This is a genomic window from Paenibacillus sp. GCM10028914 (assembly GCF_042666275.1).
In the GTDB taxonomy this organism is placed as follows: domain Bacteria; phylum Bacillota; class Bacilli; order Paenibacillales; family Paenibacillaceae; genus Paenibacillus_AQ.
In genome coordinates this window covers 205,941-227,158 of the sequence record NZ_JBHTFO010000018.1, presented here as the reverse complement: position 1 = coordinate 227,158, position 21,218 = coordinate 205,941, and the positions used below count along the sequence as shown (strand labels likewise).

Sequence of the window (21,218 nt, the reverse complement as noted above, 5' to 3'; positions counted from 1 at the left end):
GCGTTAACTCGCTGAAAGGGCCTAAGACGCAATTAACACTAAGAGTCCCGTTATTTCTAATTCTCGTTCTTGTGATTATCAAACATTTCTTTAAGCTGACGTTTATCAGCCGCTTCACTGCGACGAATCGCTTCTAAATCTTCACGGTCTGCTTCCAGAGCAGAGAACTCTACATCTTCTAATTTCGCAGACTGAAGTGCAAGTAATTTTTCAGTTTTATCCGCTATTTTTCCTTTTTTAGCTCTTCGCATTTAATTCACTCTCCTTCCGTTATATGCCTGGTATCTCGTTACACTAATCCTCCAGCATCTTCAATGATACTTAAAGCCTGATGGAACACACTTTCATCCAACACGACCGTCAGCAGGATATCTCGTCCTTGAACTTCATCCTCGCCGGCACTCATTCCACTTGCCGAAGGATCAGCAGCACCTAGGATTCCAGCCGAACGATTACTGAGTGCCGAATTCTGTGTCATTGAAGTCAGACTGACAATATCACCTGTTAAAGGGTTCATAATATTGTTCATTTCTCCACCTGGATAAGCACTGAAACGATTAATTGACATATCTGCAACTCTCAATGCCTCTAACTTGCGCGCAACGGATTGCGCTTCTTCCGGACTTTTGAAATAAGCCAAAATATTCTTTTCACTCATGGTTACTCACCCTACATTTTAGATTCTGTTATACCATTCTTAGAACGAACCTTCCTAGAATGCTTCATTTGCAGTCGTTTTATTCGGAAGCATAGCAGCGCGATATAAACACAAAAAAAGCCCGGCCAAAGTTGGCCGGGCTAAACTTATCAGTCTCCGCGGAATGCTTTTTTTACACGGTCGAAAAAGGACTGCTCTTGCTCATGTGTCTGCTCTCCATCCAGGGAAGCGAATTGGCGTAATAAATCTTTCTGCTCATCGCTCAACTTGCTTGGCGTAATAACAACCACCTTAACATGCTGATCTCCCTGTCCAAGACCACGAAGGCGAGGAACTCCTTTTCCTTTCAGACGGAAGAAGGTTCCAGTCTGTGTACCTGCTGGAATCTTCAGCTTCACCTTTTCGGTCAACGTAGGGATTTCGATCTCATCCCCAAGTGCTGCCTGGGCAAAGGTAAGTGGAATTTCACAGTAAATATCGTCGCCTTCACGTTCGAAAAAGTCGTGAGGTTTCACGCGAATGACGATGTATAAATCACCTGCTGGTCCTCCGCGCAATCCGCCTTCACCTTCACCAGTCATGCGCAATTGAGCGCCATCATCGACACCGGCAGGTACACGGACATGGATCTTACGCTGCTTCTTGACCTTCCCGTTACCTTGGCAGGTGCTACAGCGTTCCTTAATGATTTTACCAGTACCATTACAATTGGAACACGCACGACGGTTAACCATTCGGCCGAACGGTGTATTCTGTACGACCTCCTGCTGACCACTACCATGGCAGACGCCGCAAGTTTGCGGTTTTGTTCCTGGCTTCGCACCGGAGCCATCACATGTATCACATGTTTCTGTTCTCGGTATCGTAATGTCTGCTTCCTTGCCGAATACAGCTTCTTTAAACTCGATAGTCATTGTATACTGCAGATCGTTCCCCCGTTGTGGTGCATTTGGGTCACGACGTCCACCGCCACCAAAGAACATATCGAATATATCTCCAAAACCGCCGCCAAAGTCGCCGGAGAAACCACCGCCCATACCTTGGTTCGGGTCTATGTGTCCATACTGGTCGTATCGCGCACGATTCTGGCTATCACTTAATACGTCATAAGCCTCTTTTACTTCTTTAAACTTGGACTCGGCATCTTCCGCTTTGTTTACGTCAGGGTGATATTGACGCGCCAATTTTCGGTACGCTTTTTTAATCTCATCATCCGACGCGTCTTTGCCAACGCCAAGCACCTCATAATAATCACGCTTTTCAGCCACGGTTTCACCTCCATTTCACCAATACTAAGCATGCCGGACAAAAGGAAAGTCAAAGTGCGGGATTCGCGCTTTGACTTTCCCTTGCCTCAGATCTATTCAGATTAACCTTTGTTTTTGTCCTCGTCAACAACCTCATACTCGGCATCAACAACGTTATCTTTTTTAGGAACGCCTTCTTGAGCAGCATCTCCTGCTCCACCAGCTTGTTCAGCTTGAGCAGCTTGCTCATAAAGTTTTACGGACAACTGTTGAACGATCTCAGTCAATGCTTCAGTTGCTGCATTGATTTCTTCAAGATTGTCGGACTCCAAAGCTTTTTTCACTTTCTCTTTAGCTTCATTTGCTTTGTCGATTTCAGCTGCATCTACTTTGTCACCAAGATCCTTCAGCGTTTTCTCTGTGGTGTACACGAGCTGATCCGCATTGTTGCGTGCCTCAACAAGCTCTTTACGCTTACGATCTTCTTCAGCATGAAGCTCAGCATCTTTCATCATTTGTTCTACTTCTTCATCGCTCAGACCGCTTGAAGAAGTAATGGTGATTTTTTGGCTCTTGCCTGTGCCTTTATCTGTTGCCGAAACGTTAACAATACCGTTCGCATCGATGTCAAATGTAACTTCGATTTGTGGAACGCCACGTGGAGCTGGAGGAATGTCTCCCAGCATAAAGCGACCGAGGGTTTTGTTACCTGCTGCCATTTGACGCTCACCTTGCAGAACGTGAATTTCAACGCTTGGCTGGTTATCTGCATAAGTAGAGAACACTTGAGATTTGCTTGTAGGAATTGTAGTGTTCCGTTCGATCATTTTGGTAAATACGCCACCTGCTGTTTCGATACCGAGAGAAAGTGGAGTAACGTCAAGAAGAACAACGTCTTTAACATCTCCTGTCAATACGCCAGCTTGAACTGCTGCACCCAGTGCAACAACTTCATCCGGGTTAACGCCTTTGTGAGGCTCTTTACCAGTCAATTTCTTAATCGCTTCTTGAACTGCAGGGATACGTGTAGATCCACCCACAAGAACGATTTTGTTAATGTCATTTGCAGTCATACCTGCATCACTCAATGCTTGACGAGTTGGACCGAGTGTACGTTCTACCAGGGAAGCGGACAACTCTTCGAACTTCGCACGAGTCAAGTTTACTTCCAAGTGCTGAGGTACGCCATCAGCAACTGTGATGAACGGCAAGGAGATTGTTGTTGTCAAAATACCGGACAACTCTTTTTTAGCTTTCTCTGCAGCATCTTTCAGACGCTGAACAGCAGCTTTATCTTTGCTCAGGTCAATACCTTGTTCTTTTTTGAATTCAGCAACCAGGTAGTCAATGATAACTTGGTCAAAGTCATCCCCACCAAGGCTGTTGTCACCGCTTGTAGCTTTAACTTCGAAGAAACCATCACCAAGTTCCAAAATGGAAACGTCGAACGTACCGCCACCAAGGTCGTATACGAGAATGGTTTGATCTTCTGATTTCTCCATACCGTAAGCCAGTGCTGCAGCCGTTGGCTCATTGACAATACGAAGTACTTCAAGACCAGCGATTTTACCAGCATCTTTAGTTGCTTGACGCTGACTGTCATTAAAATATGCAGGAACTGTGATAACCGCTTGGGTTACAGGTTGACCCAAATAAGCTTCAGCATCGGATTTCAATTTTTGCAAAATAATTGCGGAAATCTCTTGTGGTGTAAAATCCTTGCCATCAATAGTTTCTTTATGGTTTGTACCCATGTAACGTTTAATGGAACTGATTGTACGGTCTGGGTTCGTGATCGCCTGACGCTTCGCTGTATCACCAACAACACGCTCGCCGTCTTTCTTAAAACCTACAACAGATGGAGTTGTACGTCCACCTTCTGGGTTAGGAATGACAACAGCTTCGCCGCCCTCCATTACCGCTACACAAGAGTTGGTTGTACCAAGGTCAATACCGATTACTTTACTCATGAGATAATATCCTCCTTCATATTGGCACTTACCCCAGATAAGGTAAGTGGTTCGTTTTAAAGTTGTAGTTTATTTAAAGTCGACGATGGATTAAGTCAATTACATGCTTACCTTAACCATTGCCGGACGAAGCACCTTATCTTTCAGCATGAAGCCTTTTTGAACTTCTTCAACGACGATGCCTTCCTCATACTCATCGCTCTCCACCTGCATAATTGCTTGGTGAAATTCAGGGTTGAATGGTTGACCTACACAATTCATGGCTGAGAGACCTTCAGCATTCAGCACGGTTTCAAGCTGACGGAAGATCATGCTTACTCCCTTGGAGAAAGATTCAAATTCAGGATTTTCTTCCGATGAAGCCAAAGCACGCTCAAAATTGTCGATTACAGGCAATAGCTCCGTAATCAGCTTAGAAGAAGCATACTTTGCCAGCTCTTCCTTCTCCTTAAGTGTACGTCTACGGAAGTTATCATAATCAGCTTGGACACGCAAAGTACGTTGCTGTTGTTCCGAAATTTCATTTTTCAACGATTCCAACTCAGCCTGAAGGCCGTCTTCTACCTTCTCTTCGCTAGAAGACTGTAGATCATCCTCCTGTACCTCCGGTTGCTCACCAGTTTCTGGTACGGCATGTTCCATCATTTCTTCATCTACTGTGTTCTGTTGTTCTTTATTCAAGATGCCTCCACCTCCCTATATTTATGAATCCTATTCATTGTTAATATTACTCTTCGAAACTGCCTGTCTCACGCATCTTAATAACATGATGAATTCGGAGCACTGCTGCCGCGACTTCCCCGGCTGCTCGTAATCCATGAAGCTTAACGAGAGCTGGATCCACAATACCCTTGTCTTCATAATTGATAACAACACCGGTATCACAGTCAATTCCCATGGAGTCCGTTCCCAGACGAATTTGAGCCGCCCGCACTTCCTCCATCTTCTCTAACGGATTATAACCGGCATTCAGCAATATCTGCGACATTGGCTTACGTAATGCAGTGGAAACAGCCTCTATACCAAAGGCTTCCATTCCCTTCTGAACTTCCCTATGACGATCCAACTCATAGGATACGGCCAGTTCACTTGTTCCGCCTCCCGGAAGTACACCACCAGCAACAGCTGCTTGAAGAGCCGAAGCTGCATCACACGCAATGCGTGCTGCCTCTCCAACAACCTCTGACGTACTAGCACCAACAATAATGGTGACCACACGTTCACCGGATATATCGCTTTTAAGACGAACACGCTCTAATGACTCATCATATGCTGCTTGCGGGGTATAACCTAGAACAGATATCAATTGGTCAGGATCTTTATGTAGCGCCGTACGGCGCACCGGTACAGCCCCTGTCATGTCGCAGACTCGGCGTATGTCGGCACGTGATACACGCGGCACAACCATTATACCGTGATCTAGACAAAACTGCTCAGCGTCCGGATGAATTCCTTTTTCCAAAAGAATCAGCTTAACAGATACTGCTGATAAACGTTCTAAATCCGAAGCAAACACTTTGCGCAGATCCATGTATTTTTCAAAACCTGCTTCTGTAGTCAAAACCTCTTCGTCAAGGTCATCAGGTTCCAGCGCGTCAAGCAGAACAAGCACCTTAGCATCATCATACTCTTGCTGTTCTCTAGTGAACAAAGGTTTCTGGCGAAGCAGTATTCCCTCATACACCTCATTATCTGCTTTCTCCAATGCGATAATGCTATCAGCCAGAGAATATGAAGGGTCTCTTAAACGGTCAATCCCTGCTTTAGCAGCAGCTTCCATCACTAACTGAACGATATCATGTCTTTCACGTCCAGCTACAAAAGCTGTTCTTTCCAGCAGAGGATCATTCAACCCATCAATTATCCGTACCCGTTCCGATAAATAACGAAGCGCCATATCAATGCCTTGTCTCATGCCCTCAACAACTTTGGAAGCTGGAACACCACGGACAATCTGTGCGACTCCTTCTTGGACCAGGGCACCTGCAAGTACCGTAGCCGTTGTCGTACCGTCTCCAATCTTCTCCTGCTGGGCCCTAGCTACCTGGATAAGAAGTCGAGCCGCCGGATGAGTTACATCCATTTTATCCAAAATAGTAACCCCGTCGTTCGTAATTACAACTTCCCCACGAGAGCCTACGAGCATAACATCAAGTCCCTTAGGACCGAGCGTCCCTTCAACGGCGGAAGTGACGGCCCGCACCGCATTACTGTTATTAATCAGCGTAGAGTGGCGTTCGTCACCGTCTCCGTGCTGCTGAGGTCCTTGGCTCATCACTCTCACTCCTTTATTTATACCAGTGTGACAGCAATCTTGTCAGATCATGCGAGAGAATATTTAGTATACCCATCACACGAGCATACTCCATTCGAGTCGGCCCGAGTATACCAATCGTTCCTAGTGTTTTTCCATTTGCAGAATAAGTCGCTGTGATCAAGCTGCAATTCGCAATTGCTTCATGATCATTCTCTGTACCAATTCGTACTTGAATGCCAGTTTCTCCAGGTGTTGGCATCATCATCTTCATTAATGTCGGTGTTTGCTCGAGCAATTCTAGAATATTACGAACCTTATCGACATCTTTGAACTCAGGTTGGTTAAGCATGTTCGTCGTACCGCTCAAATACACTTTTTGCTCCTGATTGTTACTATCGAGCGCAACATCAAGCACACTCATTAATTCCTCATAGTGATCGATATGACGCTGCATTTCCTGACCCAATTCAGAATATAGCCTTGTCTTCAATTTATACAATGGCACATTCGCCAGTTTACTATTTAGAAGATTAACCACCTGCTCCATTTCCGATACGGACACGCCCGGTGGGATTGTAACCGTCTTGTTCTCGACTTGACCGGTACTCGTTACAATAATAGCTACCGCTTTGCCATCCTCTAGCGGAAGCAATTGGAAATGGCGCAATGACGTATGAAAAACTTCCGGTCCCAAAAGGATGGAAGTGTAATTTGTCATCTGTGACAAAATACCCGCCGCGTGCTGGATCATCTGCTCCATGGCATTCAGCTTCTCGGCAAAGAATGCTTTCATCGTCTGCAGTTCGGAAGGATTTGGTGAAAACGACGACGTAAGGTGATCTACATAATAACGATATCCTTTATGTGAAGGAATACGTCCCGCTGAAGTGTGAGGTTGTTCGAGAAAACCAAGTTCCTCCAAATCAGCCATCTCATTACGAATCGTCGCTGGGCTATAACCCACATCTCCACGTTTAGAAATACTTCGGGATCCTACCGGCTCTGCCGACCGAATATAGTCATCGACGATCGCACTCAATATCATGCGCTGGCGATCTGTTAACATGTCGCTCCCCCCTTACTGACTGCGGTTTTCAAAATCGTTAGCACTCATCATCAGTGAGTGCTAACCGATATAACAAAAATACCAAACCGACTAGAGTATTGTCAAGTCAGTTTGGTACTTTAAGATCACCTGATTTTTATTCAATCAGCTTAACATTCTAAGCACAGCTATTTCGTCACACGCATGTTGTTTTTTGCAGTGAATGCAATCGGTCCATACTTTTTCCGGGAAAATTTCTTTCTCGACCACAGTAAAGCCATTTTTGATAAAAAAAGAAACTTCATATGTTAAAGCCATAATCTTCGGAATTTCACGTCTTTCGGCCTCGGTTATTAATGATTCAACCAGCATCGAGCCTATTCCCTGCCCTTTGTAAGCTTCGGATATGCCCAAAGATCGAATCTCCACCAAATCATTACCGAGCTGACATAAAGATCCGCAGCCAACGACCGTTCCATCCCATTCGGCTACAACAAACTCTTCAATCTGCTTCTCCAGCACATTTCTTGACCGGGGAAGCATGATTCCTTTTTCCGCGTAATCCTGAATCATTTCGTAAAGTGGCTCTACATCATCCAGCTTGGCTTTTCTGCATACGGCCGGCATTATCTCCGTCTCCCCTTTATACGCTCCGTTATAATATGAATAAATATACAACAGAGCGTATAGAAGTTCAATAGATTATTTGCCTGATAGACTACCTATAAATTCTGCAAAGACCTCATTACCGAACAAAACGCCTTTGTCACTCAGCTTATAGCCTTCATCAGTTGTATCCAGTAATCCTGCATTAACCATTTTATGAAGGGGTCGTGCAAAAACTACATCAAGTGAAGTGCCAAACTGCTGTTCGAAGCGACTTCGTGAAATACCCTCAAGTACACGTAATCCGACCATCAGGAAGTCCTCCATAGCCTCCTCCTGAGATATTGTGAAGCTATCAAGTCGAGGAAGACCATGTTTAACAGCTTCTATATAAGGATTAACTCCTTTAATGTTCATATGGCGCATACGCCCAACATATCCATGAGCACCTGCTCCCAGACCGTAATAGTCCTCATTAAACCAGTAGGTCATGTTGTGCTTACTTTCAAATCCCGGTTTTGCAAAGTTACTGATTTCATATTGGTCATACCCTGCTTCTTTCATTCGGTTCATAAGCAGCAGATACATATTCAGCTCATCTTCCTCATCGGGAAGGGGAAGCTGGTTTTTCTGATACAGGGTATGAAACAGCGTGTTCTCCTCTACCTTCAAACTATAAATGGAGTAGTGTGGCAAGCCCAGTTCTAGCGCTCTAGTTACACTCTCCGACAGCATTTCAACCGTCTGGTTAGGAAGACCGAACATAAGGTCAATAGACATGTTGTCAAAGCCCGCCTTTTTGGCATTCTCTAGGCTTCGATAAACATCATCTGTGTTGTGTATACGACCTATGCCGGTAAGGAGATCGTTCTGAAACGCCTGCACTCCGAAGCTGACACGGTTTACACCGCCTTCTCTCATAACCGACAGTTTTTCTAGATCCGTCGTTCCTGGATTAGCCTCCATTGAGAATTCAATGTTGTCGTCCCAAACTGGAAAATGATCTTTTACCGTCTTCAGGAAATATTCCATTTCATTCGGCTTCAAAACGGTTGGGGTACCTCCCCCTACAAAAATGCTCTTGATCACTCCTGGCGGAGAAGCCTTTACGGTCATTTCCATTTCCCGTTCAAGCGCTTGTAGGTAATCCATAACAGGCTGGTCTTTTAAAACATAAGAGTTAAAATCACAGTAAAAACATTTATTCGTGCAAAACGGAATGTGAATATATACAGCTTCTGTTCGCTTGCTGGCTCCGTTTGTCATATGCGTTGTCATAAATAACCTCCCTTGCTTAGCCTTGCTCATAAGCTTCTATCATTTGTTTATATCCTAATACTCTAACATCTTGATCATGAAAGAAAAGGAAAGCCATAACGGCTTTCCTGTCATTGTTCTTCTATAACTGTATCCGAAATCAACTTACCTAGTCGTCGATTCTCAGCACCGCCATAAATGCTTCCTGCGGCACTTCAACACTTCCGACCTGCTTCATCCGCTTCTTACCTTCCTTCTGCTTCTCAAGCAGCTTCCGTTTCCGCGAGATGTCACCGCCGTAACACTTGGCAAGAACGTTCTTACGCATTGCTTTAACGGTTTCACGTGCAACGATTTTTGTTCCAACAGATGCCTGGATTGGCACCTCGAACATCTGACGCGGAATCAGCTCACGAAGCTTCTCGCAGATTGCCCGGCCACGATGGAAAGCACGATCGCGGTGTACGATAAAGGACAAAGCATCCACCTGTTCTCCATTGAGCAGGATGTCCATTTTGACCAAGTTCGAAGTTCTGTAGCCAGACAGCTCATAGTCGAACGAAGCGTATCCTTTTGTGCTGGACTTCAATTGGTCAAAGAAATCATAGACGATTTCCGACAGCGGAATTTCATACGTAATCGTTACACGTGTCGTATCAAGATACTCCATGTTAACGAATTCGCCGCGTTTGTTTTGACAAAGTTCCATGATCGCTCCAACATAATCGTTTGGAACGATGATAGCCGCTTTAACATAAGGCTCTTCGACATAATCAACCTTGCCGACTTCAGGATAGTGGGAAGGGTTATCGATCTGGATCTGCTCCCCATTCGTCAGCGTAATACGGTAAATTACGCTCGGCGCAGTCGTAATCAGCGGTATGTTAAACTCGCGTTCAATCCGTTCCTGGATAACATCCATGTGAAGCAATCCTAAGAATCCACAGCGGAATCCAAAGCCAAGTGCACTCGAAGTTTCCGGCTCGAAGCTCAATGAAGCATCATTAAGCTGAAGCTTCTCGAGCGCTTCACGCAAATCGTTATAATCCGATGTTTCGATAGGATACAGTCCACAGAATACCATCGGATTGATTTTACGGTAACCAGGAAGTGGTTCAGGTGTAGGATTTTTATCATCGGTAACCGTGTCACCCACTTGTGTATCTCCTACATGCTTAATTCCAGCTACGATAAAACCAACATCACCTACGAGCAGCTCGTCTACAATAGTCATCCGCGGCTTAAATGCTCCAACTTCGATGACTTCGAATGATTTACCCGTTGCCATCATCTTGATCTTAGAACCCGCTTTAATGCTACCATTGATAACACGAACGTAAACGATGACCCCTTTATAAGGGTCGTAGTGTGAATCGAAAATGAGAGCCTTTAGCGGTTCATCAGCTACACCCGTTGGTGCCGGTACCTGCTTAACTACCTGCTCTAGAATCTCTTTAATTCCGATCCCTGCTTTTGCAGAAGCCAGAACGGCTTCACTCGTATCTAGACCAATGACATCTTCAACTTCCTGCTTCACTCGTTCAGGATCTGCACTAGGCAAATCGATTTTGTTAATGACCGGCAGAATTTCCAGGTTATTATCTAACGCGAGGTATACGTTAGCAAGCGTCTGGGCTTCAATACCTTGAGCCGCATCTACTACAAGCAGTGCTCCTTCACAAGCAGCCAAGCTCCGTGATACCTCATACGTAAAGTCAACATGCCCCGGGGTGTCGATCAAATTCAGAATATACTCTTCACCATCATCCGCAAGATAGCTCAGACGAACTGCCTGCAGCTTGATGGTAATTCCCCGCTCCCGTTCCAGATCCATTTGGTCAAGAACTTGCTGTTGCATTTCACGGGAAGTCAGCGCACCAGTATACTCCAAAATACGGTCAGCCAATGTCGATTTACCATGGTCTATATGTGCAATGATACAGAAATTACGAATTTTTTGTTGTCTTACTTGAACGTCAGCCATGCCTTACCCCCAACAACCACCAGATGTTTTAATCAATTTATTATAACAGTTGGTTGTGTGCACAGCAATGGCAAGTACACAATACAATTCATTCGGTAATGGAACCGAACACAGAAACAACCCAGCGGATGCTTTGATTGGAAAGTTGCTGCAGAAGCCCGGCTGTTTTGTCTGCAAGCACATCGGCAGGCGGCTTAGACCCCTCTGGCAGTAAAATATCACGAGGAGTCGGCTCAAATTTCGGTTTTTGTTGCTTTACTGGAGCCGCAGGAGGATCATCTTGAATTTGTGGATCAGGAGAAACCGGGAGGCTGCCGCTCTGACTTTGCTCAACCTGCTGAACCTGACTGGATGCAGAATCCTTCTGAAACAGAGGACCCTCCGTTCCACCCAACTGCATGCCAATAAGCACGCCGATTCCAGCCCAAATGACCATAGCGGCCAACTTTTTTCCGGCTCTTGACATCATTTCTCCTCCTTAAATGTTCGTACACTCAGCTAGTTTTCTGTATATCGACGGTCTTTGTCTGGTCTGTCGGTTTATTCTTTGTCTTGTTCATCACGCTAGCCTTCTGAGCTTTCTGATCCTGCCAGTATACTTCCGCAATCATATCTGCCAGCAAATTGGCCGTACGTTTTAACTCGTCCTTTGTGTTATCAATTCCGCCGATTTCTATCAAAATACTGTTTGGAGACAACGACTGATTGTACTCTCCGTTACCTTGATCAGCCGACTTACCCCATACTCCTCGAGAGACACCAGGATAAGATTTTTCAAGCAGCTGATTGATTTTACTTGCAAACTCTTCGTTCTTACGCCAGTTTTGGTTCGCATGTCCAATGATAAAATACACTTGTGCGTAATTGACGCCATTAATCGTCGTTGTTGTTTTACCATGTCGCTGTGAATCCCGATGGATGTCAATTAAGTAAGTAAGATCCTCATTCTGTGCAAGAGCTTCCTTCACGGCTTGGCGCGAATATTTATAGGAATAGTTCCAGTTGTAGTTCGGTACGGTGCTTTGATAGTCACTCTTGTCGTGTACCGTTCCAATACCTTTTGCCTCCAATCTCTTAGCTACCATGCTGCCTACAAGCATTATATTTTTATTAGGTGAAGAAGAACCGGGATTACTGCTTGGTTTCTCTAGCAGCGGGTTGAAAGATTCCTGTGGATGCGAATGATAAATAAGTACATTTTTCTTACCAGAAGGCGTCTCTGTCTTTCCATCCTTGCTCGTGCTTCCCGGCTTACCTTCCGAAGGAGGCCCAGCAGGTGTATTTGTTGATTCTTCGGGCGTTGTTTCATCGGGTGTTGATTCGTCAGGCTTTACGTCATCAGGGCTTTCCTCAGGCTCTAAGGGTGTTGGATCCGGACGATAATCTGCTGGTGCTTCACCTTGCTCGTTACCTGAACCGTTACTAAGCTGCACGGGTTGATTCGTCTTCATCCCCGGCACCTCGCCGGCCAGAAGGCTTTTTGGATCTCTCGGATTCACACTAGTCAGGAGTTCAAATACGAATGGAGTCATTTTTTCCGCTGAAAATGTTGACGTTTCTTTCTCTAGTGCCATTTGCGGCATTTCCATTCCAATCATATCTACAAAAAATCGACTCGATAAAGATGCAGCTAGTCCTTTCATAGAGGACACCGGTGAGGTGTTCAGACCTTTCTCCGCCATCCCTCCGAGACCTAGCAAGATGAAGAATAGAAAAGAGCCTAACATCAGCAGCACCAACGTTCGCCCCATACTTAAACCTTCCAACAAGTTTCTTTTCAACTTGGCTATGTTCCAAATGCGAAATTTCCGGTTGTTCATATCGATGTCCTCCTCCATTGACCAAAAATGCAAAAAGCCTTGAAAGCCTGTCCAGCAGCTACAATCTCTTATATTCCAAATCTATGACTCGTAAAGAATCGATAGAACAACTAACTTAAAATACTTCCAAAATTTAATAGAACGCAAATAGGCTGCCTTCGAGTTCTATTCATGAACTCAAAGAGCAGCCATTCTAGTATTATCCCTGTTCTATCTTGAAAAAGAACACATGTATTATTGTGTCTCTGTCGATAATCTAGTGAGTGTACGCACCCACATTACCAGGATCAACCGCTTCATGAAGAGCAGCATTCAATCCACTGGCTACAACATTAGCGATATCCTCGATAAATTCATCAATCTCTTTCGGTGTCACGATGAGATCATGCCCTAGTGGTTCCAAGACCTCTTTTACTAACGCGAGACGCTCATTCTCTGGAATCTCATTAAGCATCCCCATAATTTGTCCCGTCTCCGGAGCCCCTTGGCCAAAATGGTTTTTCATCAACTCAATTGCATTATTTACGATGGTAGATGCATAACACACCGTTGGAACACCAATCGCAATACACGGCACCCCTAAAATTTCTTGAGTCAGGCCCTTTCGCTTGTTACCGATACCCGATCCTGGATGGATACCAATATCCGCAATTTGAATGGTTGTGTTCACCCGCTCCAATGATCTGGAAGCCAGCGCATCAATCGCAATAATAGCATCGGGACGCGTCCGCTCGACAATACCATGTACAATTTCACTCGACTCGATTCCCGTTAGTCCTAGTACACCTGGCGCTACAGCACTTACTTGCCGATATCCCGGCGCTACCTGGTCTGGCATTAACTCAAAATATTGCCTTGTCACCATGACATTTTCAACGACCAGCGGCCCAAGCGAGTCAGGTGTTACATTCCAGTTACCAAGACCGACAATCAGAATTGAGGCATTCTTTCCAATACCAATACGCTGAAGGAAATCTTCAAACTCGCGAGCAAATACCGTTGCTACCTGTTCCTGTAGCCCCGTATCCCCTTTGCGCAAATCGGGAACCTCAAGGGTGACGTAATGACCCTGCACCCTTCCGATTCTCTGGGAGGCGGCTTCATTTTCAACATCAAGCCGAGTTATCTTGACTCCCCCCTCCTGCTGGACATCTTCTAAAACACCAGGAATCGCCTTAACTCCTTGACCAGAAGCAAGCTCTCTCGATTCAACCGCCAAGTCCGTTCGAACCGAATAGCGCTGCAAATCTAATTCCATGCTCATTCACTCTCCTGCATCATAATAGTGGTAGTGTGCTGGAGATGAAGAGAGATTATGCAAAAGTCTGATTAAAAAGGTCCCCAAAGTCATTGCTTCTTGGTATTGCATTTTGTACCCCCCCATGCTAAACTATTTTAAGTTGTGACACATTTCGCTCTATTGAAATGCCTTACAGGAGGTGAATGTAATGCCAAACATTAAATCCGCGGTAAAACGCGTCAAAACGAACGACAAACGCCATGCACTCAACATTTCCCAAAAATCCGCACTTCGCACAGCAGTTAAAAACGCTGACGTAGCGCTGGCTGGTACGGAAGTTGAAACTGCTAAAGCTGCTTTCCAAGCTGCTTCGCAAAAGCTTGACAAAGCCGTTACGAAGGGCTTGATCCATAAAAATGCGGCTGCCCGCAAGAAGTCCCGTCTGGCGAAAAGACTGAACGCTCTTACTTCCCAAGCGTAAGATGCGTTTCTGAATAAGTAAATGGAAAACCCTGAACAGCACATGCTGATCAGGGTTTTTTGAATGCTTACGTATGCTGTAATGTGTTACGCCCCAAGGCGAAGTAAAAACATCTCCAATCCAAGGACCTTGTCCACACCACCTGTTTTCATCTTGTAATCCAACTCTCCCAAGTGATTCAATATATTTTCCAAGCGAGAGGTTTCAAACTTTCTTGCTTGTTCTCCTGCAATCTTCACCGCGTATGGATGCAATCCAAGCTGAGAAGCAATCTGTTGTTGGGAGTAGCTCTGCTTCGACAATGTCTTTACATGCAAAATGATCCGGAACTGTCTCGTAATCAAAGCTGCTATCTTGATCGGCTCCTCACGCTGCTTTAACAATTCGTAGAAGATGGCTAACGCCTTATCAATCCGTAGATTCGCGATATCCTCAACCAGTGCAAACACATTCTGCTCTGTATTTCGGGCAACCATCTGATTCACTGTTGTCTCATCTATGGTACCACCAGCACCAGCGTATAGGCATAGCTTGTCTATTTCTCCTGACAAAGTCTGAAGTGCGGTACCCGCATTGCGAACAAGTGTCTCCGCAGCTCCTGGAGCAAAGGAACAACCTTGCTTCGAAGCCTGCTTCTCCACCCATTTCAATAATTCATCACTGCCTAACGGCATAAACGCCAGCGCAGTTCCAGCTTTTTTAACAGCCTTTACTACTTTTTTACGTTCATCGAGCTTTTCCTGTTGTACCATGAACACAATCACACTGTAATCTGCCGGATTTTCCATGTAATCTAGCAACGCCTCTACCTTATGTTCGACTTTGCTATTGTCCTTACCAGCAGTGAATAAGGAATTATCTCTTACGAAAATTAGCTTTCTCGGAACCATAAAAGGTACAGTTTCGGCTTCCTCAACTACTGCTTGAATCGGCGTCTCACCTAGATCCATATGAATCAGTGCGAAATCTTTGTCTTCTTTAGTTAACAGCTGCGATTCCAGAAACGCAGCGAATTCGTTCATTTGATATTTCTCACTACCGTATAGCAGGTAAACAGAGGATACCTCCCCCTGCTTGACTGCCTTAGCTGCCGCTTTGGCATCCACCCTGTGTTCCCCCTTTCTCCTACGTACACCACTATACCAAAAAAGACGCGCTGGGGCGAGAATGTGCCCGTTCTCAAACACAGCAAAAAGACCTCGGCATGAAAGCAGCGAGGTCTTTTTGTCCCATCTCATCTATATAAACGCCGGACGGAATGCTCTAGAATCATCCCGCCGTCGGTCATACGACGGTGGTTAGTCGGCATATTTCTATCTATCTTAGCTTATTCATATCTCCGGGCAAGTGTGCATCCATAAAGTCATCTTTTCATTCGAAATAAGAAGAATTTATTACACTATGGATTTGTAGCAGGTTCGGATGAGTCGGTTCCACTGTTCGAATTGTTATCTTGTGGCTCGACCTTTACATTCGGATCTATTGGTTGATCCACATTAATTTCGTGTTTAACCTCTTTTTGATCTACGAGAAGTGTGTAGGTGAACACCTTACTATCCTTAGACCATTCGCCATTGACCCACTCCCCGTTTAACGGAAGAGCAATAACCTCTTCAGGCAACTGATCGGCAACAGAAGGGAGCCGAAACAAAACCATTTTGTCAATGGCTACTGATGCACTATAGAGCCCATCGGGAGAAGGCCATTGCTGTGGTATCATACCCGTAATTCCGTAAAGACTAGTCTTACCTACTTCCTGCTCGGAATTATCCGTAGAGGGAATATCCTTATCAGCAGGCAGCTGGTCACTGTGATTGTCCGCTATTCTCTGCGAGTCGGGTTCTACCTGTTGCTCAGGCGGAACATACTGATCCTGTGTTTGCTGTGGAGGCACAGAATCTTTCGCATTGTTGTTAGCAGTCCCCTCTCCAGACGAAGTATTCCCACCTGTTCGAGGCTCATCCTTCTTATCTTGCTGCGGCGGAGTAGGTACAGGGCTTGAAGGCTGTGCATCTGTAGAAACAGGTTCATCGGACAGGGATTTATCCAATTTAGACTTCCCTGGTTCTTCTGTCTCTTCCGAAGTTATGGATCGTTCTTCCCCGTTGTTTTCCGTCTCACCCTTTTCACTCACAACACTCTTACTAGTTAGGGTATCGTTTTCCGGAAGTTCTTGGCTTCCGCTGCTATTTCTACTTGCTGGTAAGCTAGCACCGTTATAAGGTACCTCTGCATCCGAGAGCATTTCCGGTTCATAATGGAATATAGCAACCCCAAGAATAATAGCAGCTGCTACAGACCCCATCACCGTTCTGCCTGCAATGGAACCCCACCAGTTAGCTCTTCGTCCATTACGTTTAAGCTCTGGCACCATCACTGCAGGTCTAATCACAGCGTCTTCCTTAGTCTGTTCTGTACGCGCACGATCTATAGCTTCAAGCTGCGGAAGTATCGCATCAACTAAGCTGTAAGGCGGTGTGACGGCCGGAAGATCTTCCAAATCCCTTGATAGGGACTTTAGTACGCTGAATTTTTCAGCGCACGCCGGACAAACGGCAACATGGCGGTACATCTGAGCAGTCTCTTCTGGATCAAGATCTTGATCCAAATATCGATGCATGTATTCCACCACCTCTTGACAATTCATCCTGATACACCACCTTTCTGATGCTCATGGAGCATGTTCTGAAGCTGTTGTCTGGCTCTGAATAAATATGACTTTACCGTATTCAGCGGCAGGTTTAGACAATCAGCTATTTCGTTGTAAGATAAATCCTGCAAATATCTTAAGACAATAACGGTGCGGTGATGATCCGGCAGTTGATTGATCGCTTCTTGAATGTCTTGAGCCAAATATCCCGTCATCACTTCTTTCTCCACATTTTGCCGATCTTGAAAAACAAGATCATGCTCATCAATAGAAACGGTAGGTTTCGTCCTCCGAAACTTATCGATACAAATGTTGGTGACGATTCGCTGTACCCATGTTTTAAATTGGGCCTTCTCTTCGTAGGAATTGATCTTCGTATAAATGCGAATCAGTGCTTCCTGTGAAGCATCCATAGCATCCTGTTCATTGTTTAAAATATAATAAGCAGTTCGGTACACTTGCTGTTCTATCTCTCGCAATAGGGTGATTAGAGCGTCGCGATCGCCCGATTGAGCGGCTCTGATGAGTCCCTGCTCCACCACAGTGGATCCCCCTCTCCCTGCATATATACAGACGGTTGGTAGTATTCATTTGTTGCAATGTTTACCTATTAATTTAAAGGAAAGTTCATCTAACTATACCAAATTTAATGAAGTTCGTCATCCGCTCTCAATTTCGTACGTACATCTATTTTTCCTGTACGAGATACTTTCATTTGAATTTCCCCTCGCAAATCCGTACGGAAGGTGAGTGCGCCATAACGCTGAAGACGTTCCACTACATCTGGGTGAGGATGACGATACATATTGTTAACACCTGCAGATATCACCGCAGCTTCAGGCTTCCAAGCTTTTAGCCATCCTTCAGAAGTTGAAGTCTTACTTCCATGATGACCCACCTTAAGAACATCGAGCGGGCGAATCCTCCCATTCTCCACTATACGATCAACTTGTTCGGTTAGAATTTTCTGTTCTGCCTTTTCGTCAGCGTCTCCTGTAAAAAGAAACCGAGCTTCGTTCATCTTCAGCTCAAATACAAGAGATTCATGATTCTGATCCTCCACTACAGGCAGTACCTCCGTCTCCTTTAATTGTGAGTCAGAGTTTAAGAACTGAAACTCTGTGTATTGATCCGGACGGTAGATTGAACCAGCCCCGGCCTGATAGACAGGGATACCTAAGTTGACAGCTGTTACCATTAACTCCTCAAATGTCTTCGATTTGGCCAATGTACCATTAAAAATGATCGATTTCACAGGAATCTCTTCCAGAACTGCCTGCAGCCCTCCACTATGATCTTGGTGATTGTGCGTAATCATTACCATATCAAGAGCGTGGACTCCCCGCTTCTTAAGCAAAGGCACCACGACTTTAGCACCTACCTCAAACGGCCGACTCCGCTCTTTCCAAGCATCCTTCTCTTTCCTGAAATTTGTCGTTCCTCCGGCATCAATTAATACATGCTTTCCTTCAGGTGTAGTCACCAGAATAGAATCACCTTGTCCAACATCCAAAAACTGAACCCACCCTGAACCTTGTTTAGAAGTCCCGTGGTATCCACTATATAAGAGCACAATAAACAGACTAACTAGGATTGCGACTACCGCGCCGCTTCCGTACTTCACATAACCATTAGCAAGTCGGTGGAACCCGTTCGATCTTAACCAGCCAGACATACGACTCTGGGAATAATTATATCTCTCCCTATCATCATTCAGACGGGCAGCTATTGCACGCGGTGCTCCAGCCTCCGATAATGGAACTGTATCATCGATTGCTCCTGACGTAGCATGAACAGACCCTTTCTTTTTGCTCCCTATATGTAACAACGTGTAGAGAATCAAATAATATAAAATGATCCACCACAGGTTCGGTGAAGGCCAAATCATAAGAAAGGCAAGAGAGCTGTTCATCCATTCGACCACAGAAAAGGTAAACTCATTTAACCACTCTATCATCACAGCAATCCATTTAGCTCCACTGAACCACACCATCCCGAGTATAAGCGCAGTCGTACCCATAGGAAGAACAATCAAGCTGATCAGAGGCACCATCACTAAATTAGCCACCAGCGACAATAGAGAGAACTGATTGAAATAGTAGATCGTGAGCGGAAAAGATACCAACTGTGCAGCAACGGTTACCCCAACCGAGCCTGCTAACCAGCGAGGCATAAACGAAAGAAAGACCATCAATTTTGATACAAATACCATAAGTCCAGCAGTTACTAGAAACGAAAGCTGAAAACTGACATTAACTAAGAAATATGGATTCCAAAGAAGCATCCCGAGAGCAGCAGCACTTAAAATATGCATGCCATCCTTCAGAAGTCCTCTCCTGGCCGCATATAGACCAATCATCCCCATAATACCTGCCCGAACAATCGACGGGCTTGCCCCCGTTAGCAATACATAGACTGGGATTAAGAAAATGACAATGGTCAGTGATGTCTCTCGGGTTATGCGGAATGCCGAGAATATAAATAACAAGCTACCAACAAATACAGCAACATGCATGCCCGATATAGCAAGAATATGAGTAAGTCCCAAACGGGAAAACTCCGCAAACGTATCCGGATCCAGATCCCCTTGCTCACCAATGATAAGCCCTTTCATATATCCCGCATGGACTCCACCAAACAATACGTCAATTTGATCACCAATATATTGACGTATTCCGTCATTCCAACGTAGAATATGACTCAATTTCCATTCACTTGGTTCACTAACGATCGTATTCTCTATACCTTTGACCTTAAACAGCCAGTGTATTTCATTAGTCCGTAAATATTGACGGTAATCGAACCCTTCAAAATTACGTGCTTCTCCTGGCACCTCCAATTGACCCGTTATTCTCGCAACGTCTCCTCGTTTCCAGGCAATTGCACGTTCCCTCTCCTCTTCCGTCAACAACTTAACTTGGACTTGAACCTTCTCCATGATTTCTTCATGATCATTGATACGCCGAGTAGAAAACACAAAATCAGCGCGATCTCCATCCACTTTTACAGGTGAAACAATAACACCTTCAGCGAATAATGGGATCCCTTCGTCTTCACTCACCGAATCTTTGATAAGGAACTGTAGTTCACTGACATTCCGAGCATCATTCCATTCCCAGTATCCTGATGACATCAGCAACGACATAACCATACAGCCTATATACAATCTTCCCGCTTGTTTCCAAATGAAACAAACAATTAGCAAGAGCGCAATTCCTACCTGTATAAAAATCAAATCCCAACCTGAATACATACAAGCAGCCCCGCTGCCAAAAACCCAGAAAAAAGTAAACACAAGCAGCGGCCTATCCGTCATTACATCCACATCTCCTCTTCTATAGGCTTTCTATTGTAGAAATGCAAAAAGGACCCCTGGCTGCTTTAAGCATCCAGAGGTCCTTCCTCATCCTACGATATTCAATAAAATTAGATGGTTTAATCCGAAACGGTCATTAACGTATCTTTGGGCGGTTCATATGTAAGCAGCTGGCGGAAGAGAATCCCTTTCTGTTCCATCATACGACTCACTTTATTAGTATCCTTAGGGTACGGGCGATGGAATACCACTTCGGTAATTCCGCTGTTTGCCAGCATGTTGGCACATGTCCAACAAGGCTCATCCGTCACATATACGGTACTACCTTCCCGGTCAATTCGATCTGTGAACAACAACAAATTCTGCTCTGCATGAATCGTACGAATACAGCGCTGTTTCTTTACCATCTCTTCTTTACCATTTCTCGTTATAAGCTCATAGTCTTCTGCAATCATGCACCCAGCTTCAGAGCAATCCGGAACACCCATCGGGGCTCCATTATAAGCAGTCCCTAGCAGCTTCTTTCCCTGCACCAGCACAGCACCGACATGACGCCGAGAGCATTGTGACCGCGTAGATACCATAAATGCAATATCCATAAAATACGTATCCCAATCTTTACGTTGATCCGTACTCATATAATTAGTTCACCTGTTTCCCTAGAAGTTATCTAAATTCATTGTATCA

At 45.0% G+C, this 21,218-nt stretch carries 19 protein-coding genes; 1 reads left to right on the top strand and 18 read right to left on the bottom strand.

The genetic code is table 11. The annotated features are described in order from the left end of the window. Positions 1 to 56: 56 nt before the first annotated feature. The 13 genes from ACFQV5_RS21485 to gpr all read right to left on the bottom strand — a co-directional run bounded on the left by ACFQV5_RS21485 (position 57) and on the right by gpr (position 14,102). Entirely contained in the window at positions 57 to 251 is a 195-nt protein-coding gene (locus tag ACFQV5_RS21485; protein WP_379249831.1) for a YfhD family protein, read from the bottom strand. A 38-nt stretch (positions 252 to 289) separates the two neighbouring features. Beyond that, positions 290 to 658 carry a hypothetical protein gene (locus ACFQV5_RS21480; protein ID WP_379249829.1) on the bottom strand — a complete coding sequence of 123 codons (369 nt, stop codon included), beginning with the start codon at positions 656 to 658 and terminating at the stop codon, positions 290 to 292. Between the two features lie 149 nt (positions 659 to 807). Beyond that, entirely contained in the window at positions 808 to 1,926 is a 1,119-nt protein-coding gene (dnaJ, locus tag ACFQV5_RS21475; protein WP_379249827.1) for a molecular chaperone DnaJ, read from the bottom strand. Between the two features lie 101 nt (positions 1,927 to 2,027). Next, a complete protein-coding gene (gene dnaK, locus ACFQV5_RS21470) occupies positions 2,028 to 3,875 on the bottom strand; it encodes a molecular chaperone DnaK (RefSeq protein WP_379249825.1) in 1,848 nt (615 codons plus the stop codon). Positions 3,876 to 3,974: 99 nt separating this feature from the next. After that, the gene (grpE, locus tag ACFQV5_RS21465; protein WP_379249823.1) at positions 3,975 to 4,556 is read right to left on the bottom strand and encodes a nucleotide exchange factor GrpE; all 582 of its coding nucleotides are present in this window, start codon (positions 4,554 to 4,556) and stop codon (positions 3,975 to 3,977) included. A 46-nt stretch (positions 4,557 to 4,602) separates the two neighbouring features. Next, positions 4,603 to 6,150, bottom strand: a complete 1,548-nt coding sequence (locus ACFQV5_RS21460; RefSeq protein ID WP_379249821.1) for a TCP-1/cpn60 chaperonin family protein — start codon at positions 6,148 to 6,150, stop codon at positions 4,603 to 4,605. A 13-nt stretch (positions 6,151 to 6,163) separates the two neighbouring features. Beyond that, the gene (gene hrcA / locus ACFQV5_RS21455; RefSeq protein ID WP_379249819.1) at positions 6,164 to 7,198 is read right to left on the bottom strand and encodes a heat-inducible transcriptional repressor HrcA; all 1,035 of its coding nucleotides are present in this window, start codon (positions 7,196 to 7,198) and stop codon (positions 6,164 to 6,166) included. Between the two features lie 144 nt (positions 7,199 to 7,342). Beyond that, entirely contained in the window at positions 7,343 to 7,804 is a 462-nt protein-coding gene (locus tag ACFQV5_RS21450) for an N-acetyltransferase (protein ID WP_379249817.1), read from the bottom strand. A gap of 75 nt (positions 7,805 to 7,879) precedes the next feature. Further along, positions 7,880 to 9,049 carry a radical SAM family heme chaperone HemW gene (hemW, locus tag ACFQV5_RS21445; protein ID WP_483874815.1) on the bottom strand — a complete coding sequence of 390 codons (1,170 nt, stop codon included), beginning with the start codon at positions 9,047 to 9,049 and terminating at the stop codon, positions 7,880 to 7,882. Positions 9,050 to 9,209: 160 nt separating this feature from the next. Beyond that, positions 9,210 to 11,024 (bottom strand): translation elongation factor 4, encoded by a 1,815-nt coding sequence (gene lepA / locus ACFQV5_RS21440; RefSeq protein ID WP_379249813.1) that lies wholly within the window; start codon positions 11,022 to 11,024, stop codon positions 9,210 to 9,212. 88 nt (positions 11,025 to 11,112) lie between these two features. Next, on the bottom strand, positions 11,113 to 11,493 hold the full coding sequence (locus ACFQV5_RS21435) for a hypothetical protein (protein WP_379249811.1): 381 nt from the start codon (positions 11,491 to 11,493) through the stop codon (positions 11,113 to 11,115). A 25-nt stretch (positions 11,494 to 11,518) separates the two neighbouring features. Next, on the bottom strand, positions 11,519 to 12,844 hold the full coding sequence (locus ACFQV5_RS21430) for a stage II sporulation protein P (RefSeq protein WP_379249809.1): 1,326 nt from the start codon (positions 12,842 to 12,844) through the stop codon (positions 11,519 to 11,521). A 256-nt stretch (positions 12,845 to 13,100) separates the two neighbouring features. After that, entirely contained in the window at positions 13,101 to 14,102 is a 1,002-nt protein-coding gene (gene gpr, locus ACFQV5_RS21425) for a GPR endopeptidase (protein WP_379249807.1), read from the bottom strand. A 190-nt stretch (positions 14,103 to 14,292) separates the two neighbouring features. Between gpr and rpsT the strand changes: the two genes are divergently transcribed. Then, positions 14,293 to 14,565: a 30S ribosomal protein S20 gene (gene rpsT / locus ACFQV5_RS21420; protein ID WP_379249805.1), complete on the top strand. Its 273-nt coding sequence runs from the start codon at positions 14,293 to 14,295 to the stop codon at positions 14,563 to 14,565. 86 nt (positions 14,566 to 14,651) lie between these two features. Here rpsT and holA read toward each other — a convergent pair whose 3' ends face one another. From holA to ACFQV5_RS21395, 5 genes are all read right to left on the bottom strand, one after another. Further along, the gene (holA, locus tag ACFQV5_RS21415; RefSeq protein ID WP_379249803.1) at positions 14,652 to 15,671 is read right to left on the bottom strand and encodes a DNA polymerase III subunit delta; all 1,020 of its coding nucleotides are present in this window, start codon (positions 15,669 to 15,671) and stop codon (positions 14,652 to 14,654) included. Between the two features lie 293 nt (positions 15,672 to 15,964). Further along, positions 15,965 to 17,212, bottom strand: a complete 1,248-nt coding sequence (locus tag ACFQV5_RS21410) for an anti-sigma factor family protein (protein ID WP_379249801.1) — start codon at positions 17,210 to 17,212, stop codon at positions 15,965 to 15,967. Then, a complete protein-coding gene (locus ACFQV5_RS21405) occupies positions 17,209 to 17,757 on the bottom strand; it encodes an RNA polymerase sigma factor (RefSeq protein WP_241932768.1) in 549 nt (182 codons plus the stop codon). Before ACFQV5_RS21405 ends, ACFQV5_RS21410 begins: the two co-directional genes overlap by 4 nt. A 104-nt stretch (positions 17,758 to 17,861) precedes the next feature. Next, the gene (locus tag ACFQV5_RS21400; RefSeq protein ID WP_379249798.1) at positions 17,862 to 20,531 is read right to left on the bottom strand and encodes a ComEC/Rec2 family competence protein; all 2,670 of its coding nucleotides are present in this window, start codon (positions 20,529 to 20,531) and stop codon (positions 17,862 to 17,864) included. Between the two features lie 119 nt (positions 20,532 to 20,650). After that, the gene (locus ACFQV5_RS21395) at positions 20,651 to 21,169 is read right to left on the bottom strand and encodes a deoxycytidylate deaminase (RefSeq protein WP_379249796.1); all 519 of its coding nucleotides are present in this window, start codon (positions 21,167 to 21,169) and stop codon (positions 20,651 to 20,653) included. Positions 21,170 to 21,218: the final 49 nt, after the last annotated feature.

Excerpts from the sequence above, each read along its gene's own strand:
- hrcA (WP_379249819.1), bottom strand. The coding sequence starts at position 7,198 with ATGTTAACAGATCGCCAGCGCATGATATTGAGTGCGATCGTCGATGAC.
- lepA (WP_379249813.1), bottom strand. The coding sequence starts at position 11,024 with ATGGCTGACGTTCAAGTAAGACAACAAAAAATTCGTAATTTCTGTATC.
- ACFQV5_RS21400 (WP_379249798.1), bottom strand. The coding sequence starts at position 20,531 with ATGACGGATAGGCCGCTGCTTGTGTTTACTTTTTTCTGGGTTTTTGGC.
- ACFQV5_RS21410 (WP_379249801.1), bottom strand. The coding sequence starts at position 17,212 with ATGAATTGTCAAGAGGTGGTGGAATACATGCATCGATATTTGGATCAA.
- ACFQV5_RS21460 (WP_379249821.1), bottom strand. The coding sequence starts at position 6,150 with ATGAGCCAAGGACCTCAGCAGCACGGAGACGGTGACGAACGCCACTCT.
- ACFQV5_RS21435 (WP_379249811.1), bottom strand. The coding sequence starts at position 11,493 with ATGATGTCAAGAGCCGGAAAAAAGTTGGCCGCTATGGTCATTTGGGCT.
- ACFQV5_RS21450 (WP_379249817.1), bottom strand. The coding sequence starts at position 7,804 with ATGCCGGCCGTATGCAGAAAAGCCAAGCTGGATGATGTAGAGCCACTT.
- gpr (WP_379249807.1), bottom strand. The coding sequence starts at position 14,102 with ATGGAATTAGATTTGCAGCGCTATTCGGTTCGAACGGACTTGGCGGTT.
- hemW (WP_483874815.1), bottom strand. The coding sequence starts at position 9,049 with ATGACAAACGGAGCCAGCAAGCGAACAGAAGCTGTATATATTCACATT.
- ACFQV5_RS21485 (WP_379249831.1), bottom strand. The coding sequence starts at position 251 with ATGCGAAGAGCTAAAAAAGGAAAAATAGCGGATAAAACTGAAAAATTA.
- ACFQV5_RS21395 (WP_379249796.1), bottom strand. The coding sequence starts at position 21,169 with ATGAGTACGGATCAACGTAAAGATTGGGATACGTATTTTATGGATATT.
- dnaK (WP_379249825.1), bottom strand. The coding sequence starts at position 3,875 with ATGAGTAAAGTAATCGGTATTGACCTTGGTACAACCAACTCTTGTGTA.
- rpsT (WP_379249805.1), top strand. The coding sequence starts at position 14,293 with ATGCCAAACATTAAATCCGCGGTAAAACGCGTCAAAACGAACGACAAA.
- ACFQV5_RS21430 (WP_379249809.1), bottom strand. The coding sequence starts at position 12,844 with ATGAACAACCGGAAATTTCGCATTTGGAACATAGCCAAGTTGAAAAGA.
- ACFQV5_RS21480 (WP_379249829.1), bottom strand. The coding sequence starts at position 658 with ATGAGTGAAAAGAATATTTTGGCTTATTTCAAAAGTCCGGAAGAAGCG.